This is a genomic window from Paenibacillus sp. FSL R7-0302 (assembly GCF_038006885.1).
Lineage (GTDB): Bacteria > Bacillota > Bacilli > Paenibacillales > Paenibacillaceae > Paenibacillus_AQ.
Window position 1 is genome coordinate 1,376,899 of record NZ_JBBOWB010000002.1, and the last position, 22,221, is coordinate 1,399,119.

Genomic DNA, 22,221 nt, shown 5'->3' on the forward strand with positions numbered 1-22,221 from the left:
GGGGAGAAACGTGAATACCTGGATTATTATGAAATTTGAGCTGCGCAGACAGCTCCGTTCACGCACGTTGCTGCTTAATATGTTCCTGCTGCCGCTGGTGCTGATCTTCCTCTTGGGCGCTTCGCTCTCCGGGGTGGTCGGGGTACAGGGGGCAGATGAGATCAAGCCTGTACGTGTAGCTATTGTGAATAACGGAGGCGGGGGGGCGGAGGCATCTGCGATCCTTACGGCTTTTCTTGAGACGCCTGAGGTGAAGGGACTCATTATTCCTGTCAAGACAGAGAGCCGTGAAGCCGCGGAGAGCGGGCTGCGCACCAGCAAATATGCCTATGGGGTGATTGTTCCCCCCGGCTTCGACCAGGAGGTGCAAAGCGGTAAGAAGGCGAGCCTGGAGTTCATTCTGGGCAGGAGCCATGCCGATAACCGGGTCGCCGGAACCGCCTTCGACAATCTGCTGATGGAGCTGAATTATAAGCAGGCGGCAGCCGTAACCCTTGGACCACAGGCTCTTACAGCGACTACGGCACCTGCCGGTAAGCCGGGGGTGGTACTGGGGGATCTGAACAATGGCGGGAAGACCTATTCGGCGGCCCAGTTCTATGCAGCGTCCATGCTGCTGATGTTCCTGATGTACAGCGGGTTGACCGTGACAGCCTCACTTTTTAACGATAAAGAGAACCATACGCTGTTCAGAATCCATTCCATGCCGGTAAAAGACAGTCATCTGTTCATCGGCAAAATGCTCGGCGTAGGCCTGGTCAGCATCCTGCAGTGCCTCACGATTATTCTGCTGTCTGACTGGCTGTTCGGCGTCTACTGGGGCAACCGCCCGGGACTGCTGCTGCTGTTCTGCCTGCTGATGATTGCCGCCTCAATGACACTGGCCGTACTGATCTGCCTCTTCAGCCGGACCTCAGCGACAGCTACGAATATCATTAGTGTCCTGACTGTAGTAATGACCTTTGTCAGCGGTGGAATGGCGCCGCTTCCCGATTCCTGGGTGAACAGCGCAGGGGCATTCACGCTTAACCATTGGGCACAGCAGGCAGTCATCCGGATGATGCTGCATTCCGGTCTGGAGCAGCTTTTGCCGAATCTGTGGGTGATGTGCATCATTAGCGCGGCATTGTTCGCGGCAGTGATTGTCTCATACCGGAAGGTGGGTTACCGTGGATAAAATATTAATTATTGCCTGGAATATGATCAAACGAAGTATTGGCACCTTCAGAGGGCTTATGGTATTCATTCTGCTTCCCGGCGTAGTGGTGGCAGCGATTATCTCCCTTACCGGAGGGATGGCGGAGGGACCGGCAACCGTTCTATACGTCAACTCGGATACGGGGGCAGCTGGCAGACATTTGATTACGGAGCTGGAGCTGGCCGGAGAGTATAAGTTCGAGCCGCGCAGCGACGAGGCTGCCTTGAAGGAAGCGACAATTAAGCAGGAGGGAACGGTGGGGGTGTTCATTCCTGCCGGGTACACTGCCGCCTTAATGGCGGGGGAGCCGCCGCAGATCAGCATCTATGAGCTTCGGGCAAGTGAAGGCTCAATGATGATGAAGATGAAGATCACCGCCACTGCCGCTCAAATTGCCGAAGCAGCACATACCGTTGCTGCCGCCAGCGGAGGAACAGGCGATATGCAGGCGCAGCTCGCTGCTGTGCTGAAGCAGTCGGAGCAGCACAACGTGGGCAGCATCCGTACCGATTATGATCTCTATCCGCGGCAGACCCTGGGCGTAGTTACAGGGATGACGCTTATGTTCCTGATGGCGCTGGTGACCAGCTCTGTCTCCCAGATCACGGATGACCGCAGAGGGCGGACCATGATGCGCATGTTCAGCGCTCCAGTCCGTTCCTATGAAATTGCGCTTGGCAACTTCCTGGGCAGCTTTCTTGTAGGAATGATTCAGATCACCGTAGTGCTGGCCCTGGGCAAATGGGTGCTCCGCTACGATTATGAGATGCCGCTCTTTCTCTACTTCCTGGTTCTGGCGGCCTTCATGCTGGTCTCCATGGGGATTGCCAGCACCGTTGCCGGGCTGATCCGCAATCCGCGCAATGCGGGGATGCTGAATTCGCTGATTCTTACCCCGACCTGCATGCTGGGCGGCTGCTTCTGGCCCGTCTCCATCATGCCGGAATATATGCAGAAGCTGGCCAACTTTACACCGCAGAAATGGGCGATACAGGCGGTGGACATTGCCGCGACCGGTGGCGGCTGGAATGAGCTGTGGATGCCGTTTGCGATCCTGGGCCTGATGGCCGCCGTTCTGCTGGCGATTGGCTCTGCCATTCTCCGTCCGAACGAAGCGGGAATCAGTACCTGATATCGAAGCATATCCTTGCTGCCCCTGATGTCCGAATCGGACATGTCCAAACCACTTAATTATGTGATATGATTGAATCGAAGGAACATATGACAGGGGGATGCGAGATGGGCAGCAACAAGCTGGCTTGGACCTGGAAGGTGAAAGAGGAAAACTTAGAGGAATACGTACAGATGCATCTGGACCCGTGGCCGGAGATTCTGGAGGAGCACAGTAAAGCGGGCATCCGCAACTATTCGATTTTTCAGAATGGCAACCAGTTCTTCTATTGCTTCGAATGTGATGATACGGAAGCAGCATTCGCCTACATCGCCGGGAGCGAGGCCTGCAACCGCTGGAATGCGATCACCTCGAAAATGGTCGAGGGATCCTTCGATTTCAACGATGCGGTTCCGATGGTACCGCTGCAAGAGGTCTTTTATCTGAAGTAGTCCGGTTTACAGCAATATTCATTGGAGTTATACTGGAGAGAATCGTGTGAAGTGAACTGAATAGGTCAGTGTTATTAGGAGGAGCCTGTCACCAAGGCTTCTCTTTGTCGTTTTATGGAGTTTTTCAGGAGAAAAGGAGTGGAAATAGCAAGTGGAATTCATACTGTATTTACTGCTGATTCTATTATTCACCAAGCTGGCCGGGGACTTGTCTGTGCGGCTCGGGCAGCCTGCGGTGCTGGGGAAGCTGCTGGTCGGCATCCTTCTCGGACCTGCCGTGCTCGGCTGGGTGCAGCCGGGCGGATTCATTCATTACATGTCCGAGATTGGCGTGCTGCTGCTGATGTTCATCGCGGGACTGGAGACAGACCTGAAGCAGCTGCGTGAGAACTGGAAGTCGGCTCTGGCGGTCGCGGTGGGCGGAATTCTGCTGCCTTTTATCGGCGGGTATGGCATCGGGGCGTGGTTCGGCTTCGCGGATCATAATGCCCTCTTCCTGGGGGTGATTCTTAGCGCAACCTCGGTCAGTATTTCCGTTCAGGTGCTGAAGGAGATGGACCGGCTGAATTCGCCGGAGGGCTCGACCATTCTGGGAGCGGCGGTGATCGATGACATTCTTGTTGTGATTCTGCTGGCGGTGCTGATGAGCTTTTTCGGCACAGGCAGTGACATCTCCATTCCCCTCTTGATCGGCAAAAAACTGCTGTTCTTCGCCGTCGCCATTCTCGCAGGCTGGCTGGCCGTGCCCCGGCTGCTGCGCTGGCTCGCCCCCCTGCGGGTAACCGAGGCGGTCATGACCGCTGCTCTGGTGATTCTCTTCGCCTATGCATATTTTGCCGAACGGATGGGGATGGCCGGCATCATCGGCGCTTTTGCCGCCGGAATTGCTATTGCCCAGACGTCCTTCAAGCAGGTGGTGGAGTCCAAAGTAGAGCCGATTGCCTATACGCTGTTTGTACCAGTCTTTTTTGTGAGCATCGGGCTGAGTGTCAGCTTCGAGGGGCTGGGCAGCCACATTCTATTTGTGGTGGTGTTATCCTTGTTCGCAATATTGGCGAAATGGCTGGGCGGCGGAATCGGCGCACGGCTGACCGGGTTCAATACCCGGTCCTCGTTCATTATCGGCGCAGGCATGATCTCCAGAGGCGAAGTCGCTCTGATTATAGCCGCCACGGGCCTGTCGAGCGGGCTGCTGCAGCCGGAGTATTTCACTGGAGTGATTATTGCTGTAATTGTAACCACACTTGTCACGCCCCCGCTGCTCAAGGGCATGTTCCGATGACTATTTTTTAAAGAAAATAAGACAATCTCTAAATTTGTGGACCGTGATAATCTTATATAATAGGTTGTACTCAAAAAACGATTAGAGGGGAATGAGTCCAATCCGGTCTACAGCTACAACACGTACAGCGGGCGCACTCCTGGTACTCGGCCTGCTGCTGGGGTGCAGCAGCCAGGGTGTATCCGGCACAGCTACTCCGTCGGCAGAACCGGCTCCGTCTGCTATAGCATCTGCTCCTGCGTCTCCACCGGCAACAACCGCTTCACCCGCAGCCTCAGAAACTGCATCCGCAGCGGTTCCGGCAACTACAGCAGGCCTATCGAGTCCGGTTCAACCAGAAGCTCCCGCCAACCTGGTAATTGCCGATTCCGTTAATGCTGCGGGAACCATACGCGCTAGAAGTGCAGCGGGACAAGGCGAGCTGCTGATGATCGCAAGCAGCTCCGAGGAGCGCGGACATCTGGAGACATCCAGCAATTACGGTCTCGAAGGGGAGCAGACGTATCAGGCTGATTACTCCATCGTGTACCGGGCGGGGGATCAGGATCAGGTCTTGCTTAAGCTGCCTGCTTTCTTGTTCGTACGCCCATCAGACCAGGTCCTCGAGTTCGATAAAGTCAGCTTCAAGGATGCAGAAGTATATCTGTTTGCTCCCCAGTATAAGTCCGGGCATGGATTAGTTGCTTACGCCTTCGCGGTCAATAAGATGAGCGGAGAAGTATTTCCCCTGTCCTTCAAGCAGGGGGATATCGTGCATGACACGCTGGTCTACTCCGAGATTCAACCCGTACCTGCTAACCAGAATGAACAATTAGTGGTACACTCGCCTGAGGGTGCCGGGACCGACCCGGAGCTGAAGCCGCAGGTGTACGACTTGGATCTGGAGAAGCGGCTGTTTATCGCGCGTTAGAGGTGTTATGCGTTCTTTTTAAGAGGTACCCGTGCTCTGCTTAAACAGCAGAGCGATTGGAACAACGGTCCGTTTGCGGAGCGTCCATCAATGAACTAACACTGATCCTGCTCCAAATGTATTTAACTAACATTCAGTTCCCCGTACTCTCATACCGGGACAGCCCGTACCGGAAGACCCCGTAAGCCGCAGCCGCGCTTCCGATAGCCGCGACAGGGGCGAGGAGCCACCAGCCGGACCAGCCGCTTTTGCCGAAAATATAGGTTGCCGGGTAGAAGCTGATGAACGCATAGGGCAGCACCGTCGAAATGAAGATGCGGATCGCCTGCGGAAACAGGGTAATCGGATATTTGGCCAGATCGGACAGATTATGCACCATTAGCGGGAATGCATTCCCGGCATTGCGAATCCAGAAGGCCGCCGAGTTACCCATGAGGTTAATGGATACCCGGATAATGACCGCTGTGACGAATAACAGGATAAGAATGGCGGCCTTGCCCGTAGTCCAGTGGATGGGGCTGTGCACAAGCGACTGCCAGATGATGACCCCGCCGATGAGCAGATTGCCGAGTCCGTTAATCCCAATCCCTGTGCAGAACACCTGAAGAACCACCGGCACCGGCCGCAGCAGATAACGGTCCAGCTCTCCTGTGTTGACCAGCCTGCCCAGCCGCCAGCTGCCCTCGAAGAACAGCGAACCCGCCCCCTCCGTCAGGAAGATCATAGCGTACATGAAGGTGACCTCCCAGAACTGCCAGCCCTGAATATCCGGAATCCGGTCATAGATCACCCACAGGAACACGAACCCCAATACCTGCGTCAAGGCTGCCGCACACATCAGGATGTAAAAGTCTTTATTATACTCCAGAATCGCCTTAAGCTGCTGCACATACAGCCTTCTATAGAGATAGAGCATTTGCGATATTTTCATTCTGCGTCCTCCTTCAGCCTTAGCCTCCATGAATGGTCACCTGGCGGACCGCCCAGTTCCACATGGCTTTGCCCGCCATCCAGAGCCCTGCCCCCCAAAAGAGCTGAATCCCTATCAGCCGCAGGCTTTCCCACGTATCTGCCTGTTGCAGGAAGATCATCGTCGGCGTATGAATGATGGCCTGGAAGGGCAGCAGCAGCGCCAGCTTTTCCAGCCAGTCCGGGAAGAAGGCCAATGGCACCAGCGCGCCCGACAGCAGGTTAGTGAGCGCAATCCGCGTCCAGACAATCCCGAGGGACCCCGTCGACCAGAAGCATAACAGCGCCGCCAGATAGACCACGCCGAATTTGACCACAACCGCGCAGAGCAGACTGACCGCAAACAGCAGATAGACGACCGGCGAGTGGGGGAAGGTCACTCCGGTAAGGAAGGTGGCGAACACGATCAGCAGAACCGTACTCATTGCCCCCTCCAGCAGGCTTGCGCCCAAGGTCTCGGCGAATCGGGCCGTCTGGAAATCAATCGGCTTCAGCAGGTCCATGGCGACGCTGCCGTCCAGGATTTTGCCGGAGATGGCGGTCTCGGAATACCAGGACAGGACGGAATTGGCCAGGAAGGTCACCAGCAGATAGGTCTTCATCTGATCCCAGGAGTAGCCGCCCACTGCCTCGCGCCCGCCATAGATTCCCTGCCAGAGGAAGAAGATCGTTACGAGATTAATCGAGTTCGCCAGTAAATTAATGATATAGGAGTTCCGGTAGGCCATCACATTCTGCAGGGAGCGGTTGGCAATGCTTCTGTATTTGTTAAGCCCGGCTGCTGTTATCATTCAGCTCCTGCCCCCTTGCTTCCCGATGCTCGTTCAGGTCCAGATGGCCGTCATAGACAGCCTTAATGACCTGCTCAATGTGGGTATCCTCCATGCGGAAATCGAGTACCTCCCCATGCTTCATCACCCGGCTAACCACTTCACTGGCGGTATATTCATACCGGTCAAAAGTGACCGAGAACTCCTGGCTGCTCTGCTGTTCCAGCTTCAGCCCGGGGCTCTGCTCCAGCAGCTCGTACAATTCCGGCATGGGGGAGCGTACCTGGAAGAAGATGACGCGGTTTTTGGCAAAACGGGCCTTGACCTCGCTCAGTGTCCCGTCATAAATAATCGCGCCGTGATCGATAATGACCAGCCGCTTGCACAGGTCCTCAATGTCGCCCAGGTCATGGGTCGTCAGCATCACGGTCGTCTGCTGCTCCTGGTTGATCTGCTTAATGAACCCGCGGATCTTCTCCTTCACAGATACATCAAGGCCAATCGTCGGCTCATCGAGATACAGAATCGGCGGATTATGCAGCAGGGCTGCGGCCAGATCGGCACGCATGCGCTGACCCAGCGAGAGCTTCCGTGCGGACAGGTGGATGAATTCGCTCATCCCGAGCATGTCGGTGAACAAGTCCATGTTCTTCCTGTAGAGGGCATCCGGAATCTGATAGATATCCTTCAGCAGCGAGAAGGACTCGGCAATCGGAATATCCCACCACAGCTGGGTGCGCTGCCCGAAGACTGCGCCGATCTGGGCGGCGTTTTCCATTCTTTTGCGGTACGGATTGATCCCGTTCACCGAGATACTCCCGGAGGAAGGCATCAGAATGCCGGTCAGCATCTTGATGGTAGTCGATTTACCGGCGCCGTTCGGTCCCACGTAGGCCACCGTCTCCCCCGCTTCGATCCTCAGATCCAGCGGCTTGACCGCCACCTTCTCAATATGCCTGGGCAGGAAGAGATGCTTCACCGCTCCCTTAAGGCCCGGCTCCTTCACCGCCTGCATGAAGGACTTACTCAGCCCTTTGGCTTCAATCATACTCAAGCTTAACCCTCCTGTTCATTGCTCTGAAAGCGTTACCGCAGATGCCTGCGGAGAAAACTTCTGAATCCTCAGCGGTCTGACAGACGTAAGAGTAAATATATCACTGAGCAGATGTCGAAAACTATCAGTTTAAGTCGATTTTGCAAAAAAAAGCGGCAACCCCGTATAGCCTACACCAGCCGGGAGTTGCCGCTACGCTTAAGGAGAGTCTGGACGGCGAACCCTACCAGCAGGGGAAGCGCCAGCTGAACCTCGAGTCTCCAGTCTACAGCATACAGGTCTACGAGATTAATCTGCTTCAACAATACATAGGTCACGTTGTATAAGAGGAATGAACAGCTGAAGGTGAGCAGAGGGATAAGATATAATGTCCTTTTGTTCTGCAGCAGCCGGTATCCCGCAAGGGTTAAGAGGGTATAGCTGGCCATGATGAGCAGGGCATAATTACTGCCGAAGCGCAGGAATGACACCATGGCAGTAGCCAGATTAAGAGCAGCCGATAGATAGCCGATGCGAAGCATGTCGAACCTCCCGGAATGATGTAGAAATATAGGATGAACAGATTTCTACATTTTACAGCGCTAACGCGGGGATTTACAGATCCAATACTGAATGTTCATTATTCCGTAATTGTATGTTATAATGCTTTCTTTTAAAATTGATTATATAGGAATTGGTAAAAATGGAGGGATCGTTTGTGAGAGTCTTTAATCAATCAAGAGCATGGAGTATGCCTGGGGATTTAGAAGCAAGCGAACTTGAAGCCTTCCGGCCTCTGGGTGAACCCCAACTTGATGTCCAGAGCGGAATGTCCGTGGCGGGTTCTTCTGAAGAATCCAGGGAGCATATCTATCATAGAGCTATGATTGCTTCCATCCGCAGTGAAATGAACAAATTAAGCCAGCTGCTCTCCATTCCTTATGTGGTGTTCCTGACGGACAAGGCGGGGACCATTCTGGAGCTGGTCTATTCTTCTTCGGAGACGCAGGCCGAGATGGAGCAGGCGGAGCTGCGTCCGGGGGTCAGCTTAAGCAGGCAGCAGGCGGGAATGAATGCTGTATCGCTGGCGATGGAGATGAACTGCATCGGAGTGGTGCGGGGGACGGAACATACGGATCAGACCTTCCGCGACTGGAACTGTGTATGCGCTCCCTTGCAGGATCATGATACCGTTTACGGATATGTTGATATTTCTTTTAATAGAGGAGAGCCTATTGAATTCGCCATTCCCTTCGTGCAGCAGATTGCTGAGAATATCATGGAGAAGTGGATGGAGAAGAACCCGGAGATGCAGCAGTACCGGCTTGAATCCACATTGCTGGAGTATAAGCTGACCGCGCGGGAGCAGGAGGTAGCCAGGCTGTGGCTGCTGGAGAAGAGTGCGCTGCATATCGGAAGCGATCTGGGGATCAGTGAAGGCACCGTGCGCAATATGCTGAAGAGCATCTATAGTAAAATGCGGGTGAATGACCGCTTCCAATTCGTGAAGCGGCTTACGCCGTAGCCGGGGAAATCTGCATCAGGTACATATATCAAATAGCCGGGCAGCGATACCAATGTATCCCTGACCCGGCTATTTGGTGTACCATCTAAGTCCGGCTTCTCTGGCAGAAGGTTAACCGCAGGAGCAGTTGAGTACCGGCTTACGCGCGGCCTGTGTCTCATCCAGGCGGCTGATTTCAGTCGTATGCGGTGCATTAATGACAATCTCAGGCGTCTCCTCGGCTTCCTTGACGATTCGGATCATGGTCTCAATGAAGCCGTCGAGCGTCTCCTTGCTCTCGGTCTCGGTCGGCTCAATCATCATACATTCCTCTACCGTCAGCGGGAAGTAGACGGTTGGCGGATGATAGCCGAAGTCAAGCAGCCGTTTGGCTACATCCAGCGTGCGCACACCGTATTGCTTAAGGTTCTTGCCGGACATCACGAATTCATGCTTGCAGACCCCCGGAAAGGGAATCTCGAAGTAAGGAGCCAGCCGGTGCATCATATAGTTGGCGTTCAGCACAGCGTTCTCGGACACCTCACGCAGGCCGTCGGGACCGTAGGTGCGGATATAGGCATATGCACGGACGAGAATCCCGAAGTTGCCGTAAAAGGCTTTGACGCGGCCGATCGATTCCGGCCCGCCGCAGTCCAGCGTGAAGCTGCCGTCTTCGTTCTGGGCCACCGTAGGCTGCGGCAGGAATGGAATCAGCTTCGCCTTCACGCCGACCGGTCCGGCTCCCGGCCCGCCGCCGCCGTGCGGCGTGCTCATCGTCTTGTGCAGGTTGAGATGCACCACATCGAAGCCCATATCGCCCGGGCGGGTAATGCCCATAATCGCGTTGGAGTTCGCTCCGTCATAATAGAGCAGGCCGCCCGCTTCATGGACAATTGCCGCGATCTCGACGATCTGCGTCTCGAAGAGTCCGAGGGTACTCGGGTTCGTGAGCATCAGCGCAGCGGTGTCGCTGCCGACCGCCGCCTTCAGCGCTTCGAGATCGACCATTCCCTTGTCGTTGGAGGGGATGGTCACGGTATCCAGTCCCGCTGCTGCGGCGCTCGCCGGGTTGGTCCCGTGCGAGGAATCCGGCACGATGACCTTGGTGCGGACCTCGCCGCGGCTCTCATGGTAGGCGCGGATCATCATCAGTCCGGTCCACTCGCCATGGGCGCCGGCAGCAGGCTGCAGGGATACGGCATCCATGCCGGTCAGGGCGGCCAGATCCTTTTGCAGCGTGTACATCAGTTCAAGCGCCCCCTGGATGCTCTCTTCCGGCTGATAGGGATGGATCTTAGAGAGTCCCGGGAAGCGGGCGACATCCTCGTTGATCTTGGGGTTGTATTTCATCGTGCAGGAGCCAAGCGGATAGAAGCCGTTATCGACTCCGAAGTTGCGGCGGGACAGGGCGGTATAGTGGCGGATGACATCCACTTCCGATACCTCCGGCAGTACGACCGGCTCACTGCGCAGCAGCCCTTCGGGAATGAGTGAGCCAAGGCCCTCGTCCTGCGGCACATCACACAGAGGCAGGGAGTAGGCCGAGCGGCCGGGACGGCTTAATTCAAAAATCAGACTTTGTTCCGGTTTCATACACAGCCCTCCAGTGCGCTTGCGAATTCGTCAATTTCGGTCTTGCTTCGTTTCTCCGTTACGGCCACCAGCATGTGTCCGGCCAGCTCGGGATAATCTCGGCTTAAGTCATAACCGCCCAGATAGCCTTCCTTCAGCAGCTTGGAGTTAATTGCACTCACACTGCTGCCCTCCGGGAGCTTCAGGACGAATTCATTGAAGAATGGGGCAGTGAAGACGCGCTCTGCGCCAGTGATTTCAGCCAGCCGCCCAGCGGCATAGTGGCTCTTTCGGATGTTCAGCTCACCCACCTCGCGCATGCCCTCCTTGCCCATCACGGACAGATAGACGGAAGCGCATAGCGCCAAGAGTGCCTGGTTGGAGCAGATATTCGAGGTCGCCTTCTCACGGCGGATATGCTGTTCGCGGGCTTGCAGCGTCAGCACGAAGCCGCGCTTGCCATTCCGGTCAACCGTCTGGCCGACGATCCGGCCCGGCATCCGGCGCATCAGCGGCTCGGCCACGGCGAAGAATCCGCAGGTGGGTCCACCGAGTGATGCGGCGATTCCCAGCGGCTGGGCGTCGCCGACTACGATGTCTGCGCCAAGCCTTCCCGGGGATTCCAGCACGCCGAGCGCAATCGGGTTCGCACTGACCACGAGCAGTCCCTTGACCGCGTGGATCAGCGGCTCGATCTGGCGCAGATCCTCAATACCGCCGAAGAAGTTCGGCGACTGAACCAGCACAGCGGCCGTATCGCTGTCAATGGCTTCGGCCAGCTTGGCGAGATCCGTTACCCCGTCTGCGTAGTCAATCTCTACAATTTGCAGGCCCCAGGCGTTGGCGGAGGTACGAAGCACCTGACGCGCTTCCGGGTGAACCGTACGGGAGACAATCAGCTTCTTGCGTTTGGTGGCGCCTGCGGCCAGCACAGCCGCTTCGGAGAAGGCGGTTGCGCCGTCATACATACTGGCATTGGCAACCTTCATTCCGGTCAGCTCACAGATATACGACTGGAATTCAAAGATCGCCTGAAGCTCCCCCTGACTGATTTCCGGCTGGTAAGGAGTGTAAGCAGTATAGAATTCCGAACGGGAAATCACATGGTTGATGACAACCGGAACATGGTGATCATACAATCCGGCGCCCAGGAAGCTGGTGTGCGTGTCGAAGTCGGCATTCTTGTCAGCCAGACCCTTCATATGGCGAAGCAGTGCGTATTCGTCCAGAGCGCCGGACATCGGCATCGTTCCCTGGTAGCGGACGGACTGCGGAATATCGGCGAACAGCTCGTCGATGGACTGGATGCCTACGGTTTCCATCATTTCTGCACGGTCTTGCTCAGTCATAGGCAGATAGCGGTGCTTCATTGCGGCTTCACTCCTTGGCTTCTTTTGTAGAATGGGGCTTTGATGACGGCAGCCTTAAGCTGCTTGCCGCGAATCTCCACATACACCTCTGTGCCGATCTCCGTATAGGCAGCATCCAGCAGGGCAAGTCCGAGATTCCGTTTCAGTGTCGGGGATTGGGTGCCAGTCGTTACTTCACCGATCTTGACTCCGTCCGCGTACACGGGGTAGTGGGAGCGGGGAATGCCGCGGTCGATCATCTCCAGGCCCACAAGACGCCGGGGCAGACCGGCTTCCTTTTGCTTCAGCAGGGCGTCACGGCCGATGAAATCCCCTGCATCCAGCTTCACGAAGAACTGGACACCGGCTTCAAGCGGCGTAATATCCGCCGACAGCTCCTGGCCGTACAGCGGCAGCTTGGCTTCGAAGCGGAGCGTATCGCGTGCGCCGAGTCCGGCGGGAGTCAGGCCATGGGGTGCGCCTGCGGCCAGCAGGCCGTTCCAGAGTGCTGCTGCTGTATCTGCGGGAGCATACAGTTCGAAGCCGTCCTCGCCAGTATATCCGGTACGGGAGAGCAGGACGGTGACGCCGCAGATTTCAGCGTGTTCGATGAAGTGGAACGGCTTAAGCTCTGTTAGAGACACCTGCGTGACCTTGGACAGAATCGTCTCTGCCAGCGGTCCCTGCAAAGCGAGCAGCAGCGTCTCATCCGAGATATTCTTCAGGGTGACACCGCTGAATTCAGCGGTAAGATGCTCCTGCAGCCACTGGAAGTCCTTGTCGATATTCGACGCATTGACGACAAGCATGTAACGCTCCTCACCCAGCCGGTATACGAGCAGATCGTCCACCACTCCGCCGCTTGGATAGAGCATGAGAGTATACTGCGCCGCGCCGTCTTTCAGGCGGCTGACATCATTCGTGGTCATTCTCTGGAGGAAGGCTTCGGCGCCCTCTCCGGTAACCATGAATTCCCCCATGTGGGAGACATCGAACAGTCCGGCCTGATTGCGGACGGCTTCATGCTCCTTCACGATGCCTGTGAACTGCACCGGCAGCTCCCAGCCGCCGAAATCAATACATCTGGACTCCGCATAAGCGGCATAGAGATCATAAAAAGGTGTTCTTCTCAAAGACTCCATCTCGTCACTCCCTTGGCTTTGATTACATACGAAAAAGGACAGGCGAAAGCCATTATGCACGCATGCATAAATGGACTTTCGCTCTGTCCTTTGTACCTGAGAGTTACCCTGCAGCTGTTGGTGCAGGTTTCCCCGTTGGTGATCCGTGAGCCTATGCTACAGGCCTGGATGCTCTCCAGAGATGCGTCCGGCAAAGGTCCTTTTGCCTGAGAGATTCACCCATCCCGGGCTTACTCCTTCGGCGCTGTCTTCCTGTGAGACAGTCTCTCCCTATGCCATCATTCGCAAACCATATGTTTTTCTACTGACTCCATTAAACCGGGTAACCCTCCGCCCTGTCAATCAAAAAACGTCAAAAAGTTGACAAATTTAATTTTACTGTCAGTTATATTGACATTAGGCAAGCCGATAACTTAGGCTATAACTAAATTTAGAACTCCAATTACGGAAAAGAGGCGGCTTGGACATGAGTGAAGTGCTTGACAACCTGCTATACAGCGAAGAGCATGAGTGGGCGCAGCAGGGCGAGGGACGCGTAGTACGTGTAGGGATTACGGATCATGCGCAGCATCTGCTCGGCGATATCGTGTTTGTAGAATTCCCGGAAGTCGGCGCGGCGATCTCCGCAGGCGACAGCGTGGGCAGTATCGAGTCCGTGAAGACGGTATCAGAACTATATTCACCCGTATCCGGTAAGGTGACCAAGATCAACGATGCGCTGGAGGCCAGCCCGGAGCTGATCAATGATCAGCCTTACGGAGACGGTTGGATTTTTGAGCTGGAGCTGGACGCAGAGTTCGCAGAGGCAGTAACCGGCCTGCTGGATGCGGCAGCGTACAAGGAACTGGTTGGGGAATAAGGCTTAGCTTATTTACGAAAGCGGCTGAATACGGCAGACTTCTCTTTATTACATTATATGTTACTAATGTGAGAGGTCTGCCTTTTTGCGTCTGTATATCATTCTGGATACCCGAGCAGACCCGGATACAGGCCCGGAGCCAGATGCCACAACAGGGGCAGAAGAGCCAGACCCGCAAGGGAAAATGCAGAGCACAACAGCAGGAAACGGTATCTTTTTCGCGGACGGGTGGCGGGCTTGAGCACGAAATAATACACTCCGGCTGAATAAAACGGGAAAAGCACGGCGGCAGACATCCCCATACAAACGATAAATGTAGCTTCCCCGGCAGAACTGGGGATCATGGCTTCCGGGTTATAGACCGGATTGACTTGTAAAAAGAGGAGAAGAAACGTCGAATACGCGCTCAGCAGAAGCAGGGGGAAACAGCGGATCCGCCCATTCCCGGACAAGCCGTAGAGCATCCACCAGACCCCGAACCAGGCCAGGGCGAAGATAGCTCCGGCAATAAGGTAATCAGCGCCAATGGCAATCAGCTTATCCAGCGGGTAGACGCGGGCCAGGTCTCCCCAGAAGTAGCGGGAGGAGAAGAACTGCATGAAGGCGGCAAAAAATCCGACGAAGAGGGTAAGTATCCCTTGGGCAATAATGATCATGATCAGCGAAACTGCCAGCCGCAAAAACCTTAAAAACCCTGCGGCCTCCGGCGCCGCTCTGTTTGTATCCTGCATAGCGGTCTATCTCCTTATATTAGCAAATGGATATATGCTTTTGCCGCCTGCCGGTATCTGAGCTGATTCGCTCGCGGTTACGTACTATTCTTCCTCCTGAAGCTGACGCAGCACAATGAGTTCGACCCGGCGATTCTTCTGTCTGCCTTCGGCGGTAGCATTATCATATGCAGGTCTGGTATCCGCGTAACCAGCGTACTGGAAGGAATCAGGGCTAAGGCCCTCGTTATCCAGGAAAAAGCGCAGCACAGATAATGCGCGGGCGCCGGACAGCTCCCAGTTATCCGTATATTCCGAAGCGGCGGTTACCGGAACATTGTCAGTGTGGCCTTCGATGCTGATGGTCGCGCCGATGCCGCGGAACAGGCCGGAGAGCTGGCGCAGGGCAGGGAGTGCAGGCGATTTCAGCTCAGCCTTACCCGCATCGAACAGGAAGCGGTCACTGAGCGTGATCGCAATGCCCTGCGGCTTATCGGCAACAAAAATCTGCTCACCCAGGTTATTCTCCTCCACGTATTGGGTGATAACCCCCATAAGCGCAGTCAGCTTCGCCTCCTGTTCCCGAAAAGCAAGCTCGCGCGCTGAAGGCTGGTGTGCAGCCCCATCTCCTTCTTGTCCGGCTGCAGGAGTATCTGCCCCGGCTCCATCCGTCCCGTCCGCATTCGCAGAATCTGTGGCCGAAGGACCGCCAGCCGTTCCGCCGTCTTCATTATGCCCCTTCGCGACGCCAGTCCCTGTGTTTCCCTGATTGCCCTCCAGCACGCCGCTTCCGCCCTCCAGTACTGTACTTCCGCTTTTGAAGGTATCCGATAAGGAGCCGCTGACAATGGCATATTTCTGCGAGTCGAGGCTGCTCATGGCATACAGAATCACGAAGAAAATAAGCAGAAGCGTGATCAGATCCGCGTAGGTAATCATCCAGCGGTCCCGGCTCTCCTTACCTGCGGCGGCGCGGTGCTGCCGGCGGTTTCTTTGTCTCATAGCGGGTCTCCCGGACTGGTGCTGGCGCTGCGTTTAGGGGCGTCTGCCAGGAAGGGGGCCAGCTTTTGCCGGACGAGATGCGGGTGATCCCCGTTCTGCAGGGACAGAATGCCAACAAGCAGCATCTCCATGGTGCCCAGCTCACTTTGGCTGCGGGATTTAATTTTGGAGGCAATGGGTAAAAAGAGTAGATTGGCGCTGGCTACGCCATAGAGTGTTGCTGTAAAAGCTACGGCAATGGACGCGCCCAGATTCGAAGGGTCCGTTAAGTTGCTGAGTACCCGGATCAGCCCCATAACGGTGCCGATAATGCCCATGGTCGGTGCATAGCCGCCAGCGGCTTCGAATATTTTGGCATAGCCTTCATATTTCAGTTCCTTGGCATCCATCCCAAGCTCCAGGATCTGCCGGACCTGATCCGGGTCATTGCCGTCGACAATCAGAAAGAGGCCTTCACGGGTGAAGGGATCTGGATGTTCCTCCGCTCGTTTCTCCAGTGCAAGCACACCGCCGCGCCGCGTGAGTGCAGCCATAGCAATCAGCTCTTCAGCTTGTTCCCGGCTGGTATCTTGCTGCCTGCCAAAAGCCACACGTAGCGCCGCCGGAATGCTGCGGAGCTTGGATGCCGGGAAGCTGATGAGTACAGCCGCAAGTGTGCCGCCGAATACGATCAGGGCAGCATTGGGCTGCAGCAGGCCGGACAGGCTGCCGCCTTCCCACAGAAAACCGCCGATCATGGCGGCAATCCCGGCCAGCAGGCCGATTATTGTAGTAAAATCCATAAATTCAGGCTCCTTAAATTTCTATATATTATGGTTTGCAACAGTCTGGGCAACGCTGTATAATAAACGGGAACGTGCATTCCTATCTTCCATATTTTTCAGTATGGTATGGAGGAGGAAGCTATTGGGTTACAATTATAATATATTCATATATTCTAGACGATAGAGGGGAGACGGGCAAATGAGTGATATTGTCGTCAGTACGAAGACTTTTGAACTGGAGTCCGAGTATACACCCCAGGGCGATCAGCCTCATGCCATAGAAGAGTTATTGGACGGCATCCGGCAGGGCAAGAAGCACCAGACGCTGCTGGGAGCGACAGGTACAGGCAAGACCTTTACCATCGCACAAGTGATTTCCAAGTTGAACCGCCCCACGCTGGTTATTGCGCACAACAAGACGCTTGCTGCGCAGCTGGCGAGTGAGTTCAAAGAATTTTTTCCGAGCAATTCTGTGGATTACTTCGTCAGTTACTACGATTATTACCAGCCAGAGGCGTACATCCCTTCCTCCGATACCTACATTGAGAAAGACTCCAGCATAAATGAAGAAATCGACAAGCTCCGCCACTCGGCAACGAGTTCACTGTTTGAACGCCGTGACGTCATTATCGTGGCGAGTGTGTCCTGTATTTATGGTCTCGGTTCGCCGCAGGAATACGGAAGCCTGCTGCTCTCGCTGCGGGTAGGGATGGAGAAGCCGCGTAATCAGATTCTGAGCCGGCTTGTAGATATCCAGTATCAGCGCAATGATATTAATTTCGTGCGCGGTACGTTCCGTGTGCGCGGGGATGTCGTTGAGATCTTCCCGGCATCCCAGGGCGAGCATGCGATCCGGGTAGAGCTGTTCGGAGACGAGATCGAACGGATTACGGAGATTGATGTTCTGACAGGCGAGCTGATCGGTGAACGCGATCATATCGCGATTTTCCCGGCGTCCCACTTCGTTACCCAGGAAGAGACTATGCGTGTCGCGCTGGTTAATATTGAGCGTGAGCTGGAGGAGCGGCTGGCTGTGCTCCGTGAAGCGGGCAAGCTGCTGGAGGCCCAGCGGCTGGAGCAGCGGACCCGTTATGATATCGAGATGATGAAGGAAGTCGGCTTCTGTTCGGGGATCGAGAACTATTCCGGTCCGCTTACCTTCCGTGAGCCGGGAGCGACTCCTTATACACTGATGGACTATTTCCCGGATGACATGCTGATTGTGATTGACGAGTCTCATGTGACGCTGCCGCAGATCCGGGCGATGTATAACGGTGACCGTGCGCGTAAGACAGTCCTTGTAGAACACGGGTTCCGCCTGCCGTCTGCGCTGGATAACCGTCCGCTGCAATTCGAGGAATTCGAAGACAAGGTGAGCCAGATTGTATACGTGTCCGCAACACCGGGACCTTATGAGATGGAGCATTGCGATACGATGGTCCAGCAGATCATCCGTCCTACCGGTCTGCTTGATCCGATCATTGAAGTGCGCCCTACCGAAGGGCAGATCGATGATCTGATCAATGAAATCCGTGACCGTGTAGAGCGCGATGAGCGTGTTCTCGTTACCACTCTTACGAAGAAGATGTCTGAGGACCTGACGGATTACTTCAAGGAGATTGGCATCAAGGTACGTTATATGCACTCCGATATCAAGACACTGGAGCGGATGGCGATACTGCGTGATCTCCGTCTGGGCACATTCCACGTATTGGTCGGTATTAACCTGCTCAGAGAGGGTCTTGACCTGCCGGAGGTGTCGCTGGTCGCGATTCTGGATGCCGACAAGGAAGGCTTCCTCCGTTCCGAGCGTTCGCTGATCCAGACGATCGGCCGTGCCGCCCGTAACTCGGAGGGCCGGGTCATTATGTACGGGGACCGCATTACGGACTCCATGGAGAAGGCCATGAGCGAGACCCAGCGGCGGCGCGAGATTCAAATCGCCCATAATGAGAAGCACGGGATTACCCCGACGACCATCAACAAGAAGGTGCGCGATATTATCGAGGCGACCAAGGTGGCCGAGTCCAAGGCCGATTATCTCACCGGTGTCGGCGGCAAGATGAACAAGAAAGACAAGCAGAGCCTGATGCAGCGTCTGGAGGCCGAGATGAAGGACGCCGCCAAGAACCTGCAATTCGAGCGCGCCGCCGAGCTGCGCGATGCCTTGCTTGAGTTGCGGGCAGAGTAACCCGGCGCTGAAGTTAACGATCCAGGGAACGGCGCTATTCAGGCCGTTCCTTTTGAAGATAAAGGGGCCATGCCCTTGCATATCCCGAAGGGACAGCCCGCAGTTGAGTACTTAGCGCGAATCCCGGAGGGACAGCGTGTTGTTGAAGCCTTTTGCGCATTCCGCAGGAACAGCCCGCAGTTAAGCCCATAGCGCGTATCCCGGAGGGACAGCGTTATCGGCAAGCATAGCGAGCCGAATTGCTCTAATCGTATAGCGGCCCCGTAGGGGGTAGCGGGCCCACAGCCCAGTAGTCGTCCATTCACCAACCTAATTCCTTCCGCCGAGCTTGCGGGTGTCCAGAGGGTGCAACCCTTGGGGCCCTCCCTTGGAAGGGAGGGTTTGGGAGGGATCGAAAATATTTTCCCAAAATGTTTTTCCATTTTAAATTCCCCTTAAAGGAGAGGTACCGTTGGCACATGAAAGTATAGTAATCAAGGGCGCGAGGGCCCATAACCTCAAGAACATCGACGTAACGATTCCGCGTGACCGCTTCGTGGTGCTAACGGGACTGAGCGGTTCGGGCAAATCCTCCCTGGCCTTCGACACCATCTACGCCGAGGGACAACGCCGGTATGTGGAGTCTTTGTCTGCCTATGCCCGCCAGTTCCTGGGCCAGATGGAGAAGCCGGATGTGGATTCCATCGACGGACTCTCACCGGCCATATCGATTGACCAGAAGACGACTAGCCGTAACCCGCGTTCCACGGTAGGGACGGTTACCGAAATCTATGACTATCTGCGGCTGCTCTTTGCCCGGATTGGCCATCCGCATTGTCCGGATCATGGCATAGAGATCACTTCGCAGACCGTTGAACAGATGGTGGACCGGATCATGCAATACCCGGAGAAGACCCGTCTGCAGATTCTGGCCCCGGTCATTTCCGGCCGTAAGGGTGAGCATAAAGGCTTGTTCACCGATATCTCGAAGCAAGGCTTCGTCCGTGTACGTGTGGATGGTGAGCTGCGGGAAGTGACGGAAGATATTGTACTGGAGAAGAATAAGAAGCATACCATTGAGGTTGTCGTTGACCGGATTGTGATTAAGGATGATATCGAAACCCGGCTTACCGATTCGCTTGAAACTGCCCTGAAGCTGTCGGGTGGTCAGATTCTCGTTGATGTGATGGGCCAGGAAGAGCTGCTGTTCAGTGCCAGCTTTGCTTGTCCGGTCTGCGGATTCAGCATAGAAGAGCTGGCGCCGCGCATGTTCTCCTTCAACAGCCCATTCGGAGCCTGCCCTGAGTGTGACGGACTGGGGATGAATATGGTAGTCGATCCCGATCTGCTGATCCCGGATACAGAGAAATCCATTGAAGAAGGAGCTTTCCTGGCCTGGACAGGCAGTACGTCGAACTACTATCCGCAGTTCCTTAAATCGGTGTGCGAGCATTTCAAGATTCCGCAGAATGTACCGGTAAGTAGCCTATCGCCGGAGCATATGAACAAGCTGCTGCACGGAACAGGCAGCGAGAAGATCCGTTTCCGGTATGAGAACGACTTCGGCCAGCGCAAAGACGCCCTGGTTGCTTTTGAGGGCATTATTCCGAATCTGGAGCGCCGGTACCGTGATACAGCCTCGGAAGGTATCCGCGAGTTTATAGAAGGCTTCATGAGCGCCAAACCTTGCCATTCATGCAAGGGAAAGCGGCTCAAGAAAGAGATTCTGGCGGTGACCATCAATGAGCAGAATGTTGCGGATGTGACGGATCTTTCGATTGGGGATTGCCTGGACTTCTTCGCAGACCTCAAGCTTAGTGAGAAAGAAACAGCGATTGCCAATCTGATCCTCAAGGAAATCAGCAGCCGGCTCGGCTTCCTGGTGAATGTGGGGCTGAACTATCTTACCCTTAGCCGGGCAGCTGGTTCTCTATCCGGCGGGGAAGCCCAGCGCATCAGGCTGGCTACCCAGATTGGCTCCAGTCTAATGGGTGTCCTCTATATTCTGGATGAGCCAAGTATCGGCCTGCATCAGCGGGACAATGACCGGCTGATTGCCACGCTGGCCCATATGCGTGACCTGGGCAATACGCTCATCGTTGTTGAGCATGATGAGGATACCATGATGGCGGCTGACTATATTATCGACATTGGACCGGGTGCCGGCAAACACGGCGGTCAGGTCATTGCCCAAGGAACACCGGAGGAAATTATGAAGGACCCCGGTTCCCTGACCGGTGAATACTTGAGCGGACGCAAGTTCATCCCGGTGACGGCCAAGCGGCGGCCAACCGACAATGAACGCTGGATCGAGATTCGCGGAGCGAAAGAGAATAACCTGAAGAATGTGAATGTTAAGATTCCACTAGGTGTCTTCACAGCGGTAACCGGCGTATCCGGCTCCGGTAAATCTTCGCTCATTAACGAGATTCTCTACAAGAGTCTGGCCCGCCAGCTGAACAAGGCGGTCAAGGTCCGTCCCGGCCTGCACAAAGAGATCCGCGGCCTGGAGAATCTGGACAAGGTCATTGAGATTGATCAGTCCCCCATTGGACGTACTCCGCGTTCCAATCCGGCTACGTATACAGGTGTGTTCGATGATATCCGCGACCTGTTCTCCAAGACGAACGAGGCCAAGGTGCGCGGCTTCCAGAAGGGGCGCTTCAGCTTCAATGTGAAGGGCGGCCGCTGTGAGGCATGCCGTGGAGACGGCATTATCAAGATTGAGATGCACTTTCTGCCGGATGTCTACGTACCTTGTGAAGTCTGCAAAGGCAAAAGGTATAACCGCGAGACGCTGGAAGTGAAATATAAAGGCAAGAATATCTCGGATGTGCTGGAGATGACGGTGGAGGATGCCACGGAGTTCTTCAAGAATATTCCCAAGATTCACCGCAAAATGCAGACCTTGCTGGATGTAGGTCTGGGTTACATCAACATCGGCCAGCCGGGAACCACCCTATCCGGCGGCGAAGCCCAGCGTGTGAAGCTGGCTTCCGAGCTGTACCGCCGCAGTACCGGCAAGACTCTCTATATCCTGGATGAGCCGACAACCGGTCTGCATGTCGACGACATCGGCCGCCTGCTGGAGGTGCTGCACCGCCTGGTCGATTCCGGCGAATCGGTACTGGTCATCGAGCATAATCTCGATGTTATCAAGACCGCCGACTATATCATCGATATGGGACCGGAAGGCGGCAGCGGCGGCGGTACGGTCCTGGCCACCGGAACACCAGAGAAGCTGATTACTGTTGAAGAATCCTACACTGGCCGCTACCTGAAGCCTGTCCTGATCCGTGATACGGAACGCACACAGGCTATGGAGCTGCAGACTTCTGAGACGGTGTAACTGTAGAACCCCAATACCCCATGACTCTTCTTACAGGAGAGCATGGGGTATTTTAATATTGCGGCAGGTTTCACA

At 55.3% G+C, this 22,221-nt stretch carries 19 protein-coding genes and 2 riboswitches; of the genes, 9 read left to right on the forward strand and 10 right to left on the reverse strand.

Features of this window, described 5'->3' with window-relative positions; translation table 11 throughout:
- Positions 1 to 10: 10 nt before the first annotated feature.
- The 5 genes from MKY96_RS31790 (at position 11) to MKY96_RS31810 (ending at position 4,953) form a co-directional block, all read left to right on the forward strand.
- Complete coding sequence (locus MKY96_RS31790) at positions 11 to 1,177, forward strand: ABC transporter permease (RefSeq protein WP_340946642.1); 1,167 nt, start codon at positions 11 to 13, stop codon at positions 1,175 to 1,177.
- Positions 1,170 to 2,330: an ABC transporter permease gene (locus tag MKY96_RS31795; protein ID WP_340946643.1), complete on the forward strand. Its 1,161-nt coding sequence runs from the start codon at positions 1,170 to 1,172 to the stop codon at positions 2,328 to 2,330. Before MKY96_RS31790 ends, MKY96_RS31795 begins: the two co-directional genes overlap by 8 nt.
- 107 nt (positions 2,331 to 2,437) lie before the next feature.
- A complete protein-coding gene (locus tag MKY96_RS31800) occupies positions 2,438 to 2,761 on the forward strand; it encodes an L-rhamnose mutarotase (RefSeq protein WP_340946645.1) in 324 nt (107 codons plus the stop codon).
- A 151-nt stretch (positions 2,762 to 2,912) separates the two neighbouring features.
- Positions 2,913 to 4,043 carry a cation:proton antiporter gene (locus MKY96_RS31805; RefSeq protein WP_340946646.1) on the forward strand — a complete coding sequence of 377 codons (1,131 nt, stop codon included), beginning with the start codon at positions 2,913 to 2,915 and terminating at the stop codon, positions 4,041 to 4,043.
- A gap of 91 nt (positions 4,044 to 4,134) precedes the next feature.
- A complete protein-coding gene (locus MKY96_RS31810) occupies positions 4,135 to 4,953 on the forward strand; it encodes a hypothetical protein (RefSeq protein ID WP_340946648.1) in 819 nt (272 codons plus the stop codon).
- A gap of 133 nt (positions 4,954 to 5,086) precedes the next feature.
- On the opposite strand, the gene MKY96_RS31815 is transcribed toward MKY96_RS31810, so the two are convergent.
- From MKY96_RS31815 to MKY96_RS31830, 4 genes are all read right to left on the reverse strand, one after another.
- On the reverse strand, positions 5,087 to 5,884 hold the full coding sequence (locus MKY96_RS31815; RefSeq protein WP_340946650.1) for an ABC transporter permease: 798 nt from the start codon (positions 5,882 to 5,884) through the stop codon (positions 5,087 to 5,089).
- A 19-nt stretch (positions 5,885 to 5,903) separates the two neighbouring features.
- Positions 5,904 to 6,713, reverse strand: coding sequence for an ABC transporter permease (locus tag MKY96_RS31820; RefSeq protein ID WP_340946651.1), 810 nt, complete (start codon positions 6,711 to 6,713; stop codon positions 5,904 to 5,906).
- Positions 6,691 to 7,740: an ABC transporter ATP-binding protein gene (locus tag MKY96_RS31825; protein ID WP_340946828.1), complete on the reverse strand. Its 1,050-nt coding sequence runs from the start codon at positions 7,738 to 7,740 to the stop codon at positions 6,691 to 6,693. Before MKY96_RS31825 ends, MKY96_RS31820 begins: the two co-directional genes overlap by 23 nt.
- A gap of 176 nt (positions 7,741 to 7,916) precedes the next feature.
- Positions 7,917 to 8,267 carry a hypothetical protein gene (locus MKY96_RS31830; protein WP_076080104.1) on the reverse strand — a complete coding sequence of 117 codons (351 nt, stop codon included), beginning with the start codon at positions 8,265 to 8,267 and terminating at the stop codon, positions 7,917 to 7,919.
- A 209-nt stretch (positions 8,268 to 8,476) separates the two neighbouring features.
- On the opposite strand from MKY96_RS31830, the gene MKY96_RS31835 reads away from it, so the two are divergent.
- The gene (locus MKY96_RS31835) at positions 8,477 to 9,250 is read left to right on the forward strand and encodes a LuxR C-terminal-related transcriptional regulator (protein WP_340946652.1); all 774 of its coding nucleotides are present in this window, start codon (positions 8,477 to 8,479) and stop codon (positions 9,248 to 9,250) included.
- 111 nt (positions 9,251 to 9,361) lie between these two features.
- Here MKY96_RS31835 and gcvPB read toward each other — a convergent pair whose 3' ends face one another.
- From gcvPB to gcvT, 3 genes are read right to left on the reverse strand one after another with little or no spacing between them, the layout of a single operon-like run.
- Positions 9,362 to 10,822, reverse strand: a complete 1,461-nt coding sequence (gene gcvPB, locus MKY96_RS31840; protein ID WP_340946653.1) for an aminomethyl-transferring glycine dehydrogenase subunit GcvPB — start codon at positions 10,820 to 10,822, stop codon at positions 9,362 to 9,364.
- Entirely contained in the window at positions 10,819 to 12,171 is a 1,353-nt protein-coding gene (gene gcvPA / locus MKY96_RS31845) for an aminomethyl-transferring glycine dehydrogenase subunit GcvPA (protein WP_340946655.1), read from the reverse strand. The genes gcvPB and gcvPA overlap by 4 nt, the downstream gene beginning before the upstream one ends.
- Positions 12,168 to 13,292: a glycine cleavage system aminomethyltransferase GcvT gene (gene gcvT / locus MKY96_RS31850; protein WP_340946656.1), complete on the reverse strand. Its 1,125-nt coding sequence runs from the start codon at positions 13,290 to 13,292 to the stop codon at positions 12,168 to 12,170. Before gcvT ends, gcvPA begins: the two co-directional genes overlap by 4 nt.
- Positions 13,293 to 13,373: 81 nt before the next feature.
- Positions 13,374 to 13,473: riboswitch (glycine riboswitch) on the reverse strand.
- Between the two features lie 3 nt (positions 13,474 to 13,476).
- Positions 13,477 to 13,574, reverse strand: a riboswitch (glycine riboswitch).
- Between the two features lie 184 nt (positions 13,575 to 13,758).
- Between gcvT and gcvH the strand changes: the two genes are divergently transcribed.
- Positions 13,759 to 14,151, forward strand: a complete 393-nt coding sequence (gcvH, locus tag MKY96_RS31855; protein ID WP_036721148.1) for a glycine cleavage system protein GcvH — start codon at positions 13,759 to 13,761, stop codon at positions 14,149 to 14,151.
- A 98-nt stretch (positions 14,152 to 14,249) separates the two neighbouring features.
- On the opposite strand, the gene MKY96_RS31860 is transcribed toward gcvH, so the two are convergent.
- The 3 genes from MKY96_RS31860 to MKY96_RS31870 form a co-directional block, all read right to left on the reverse strand.
- Entirely contained in the window at positions 14,250 to 14,882 is a 633-nt protein-coding gene (locus MKY96_RS31860) for a hypothetical protein (RefSeq protein ID WP_340946657.1), read from the reverse strand.
- A gap of 84 nt (positions 14,883 to 14,966) precedes the next feature.
- Positions 14,967 to 15,863 carry a flagellar motor protein MotB gene (locus MKY96_RS31865; protein ID WP_340946658.1) on the reverse strand — a complete coding sequence of 299 codons (897 nt, stop codon included), beginning with the start codon at positions 15,861 to 15,863 and terminating at the stop codon, positions 14,967 to 14,969.
- Positions 15,860 to 16,645: a flagellar motor protein gene (locus MKY96_RS31870; RefSeq protein ID WP_340946660.1), complete on the reverse strand. Its 786-nt coding sequence runs from the start codon at positions 16,643 to 16,645 to the stop codon at positions 15,860 to 15,862. The genes MKY96_RS31865 and MKY96_RS31870 overlap by 4 nt, the downstream gene beginning before the upstream one ends.
- 181 nt (positions 16,646 to 16,826) lie before the next feature.
- Between MKY96_RS31870 and uvrB the strand changes: the two genes are divergently transcribed.
- A complete protein-coding gene (uvrB, locus tag MKY96_RS31875; RefSeq protein WP_340946662.1) occupies positions 16,827 to 18,818 on the forward strand; it encodes an excinuclease ABC subunit UvrB in 1,992 nt (663 codons plus the stop codon).
- A 451-nt stretch (positions 18,819 to 19,269) separates the two neighbouring features.
- The gene (gene uvrA, locus MKY96_RS31880; protein ID WP_340946664.1) at positions 19,270 to 22,146 is read left to right on the forward strand and encodes an excinuclease ABC subunit UvrA; all 2,877 of its coding nucleotides are present in this window, start codon (positions 19,270 to 19,272) and stop codon (positions 22,144 to 22,146) included.
- The last annotated feature ends 75 nt before the right edge of the window (positions 22,147 to 22,221 follow it).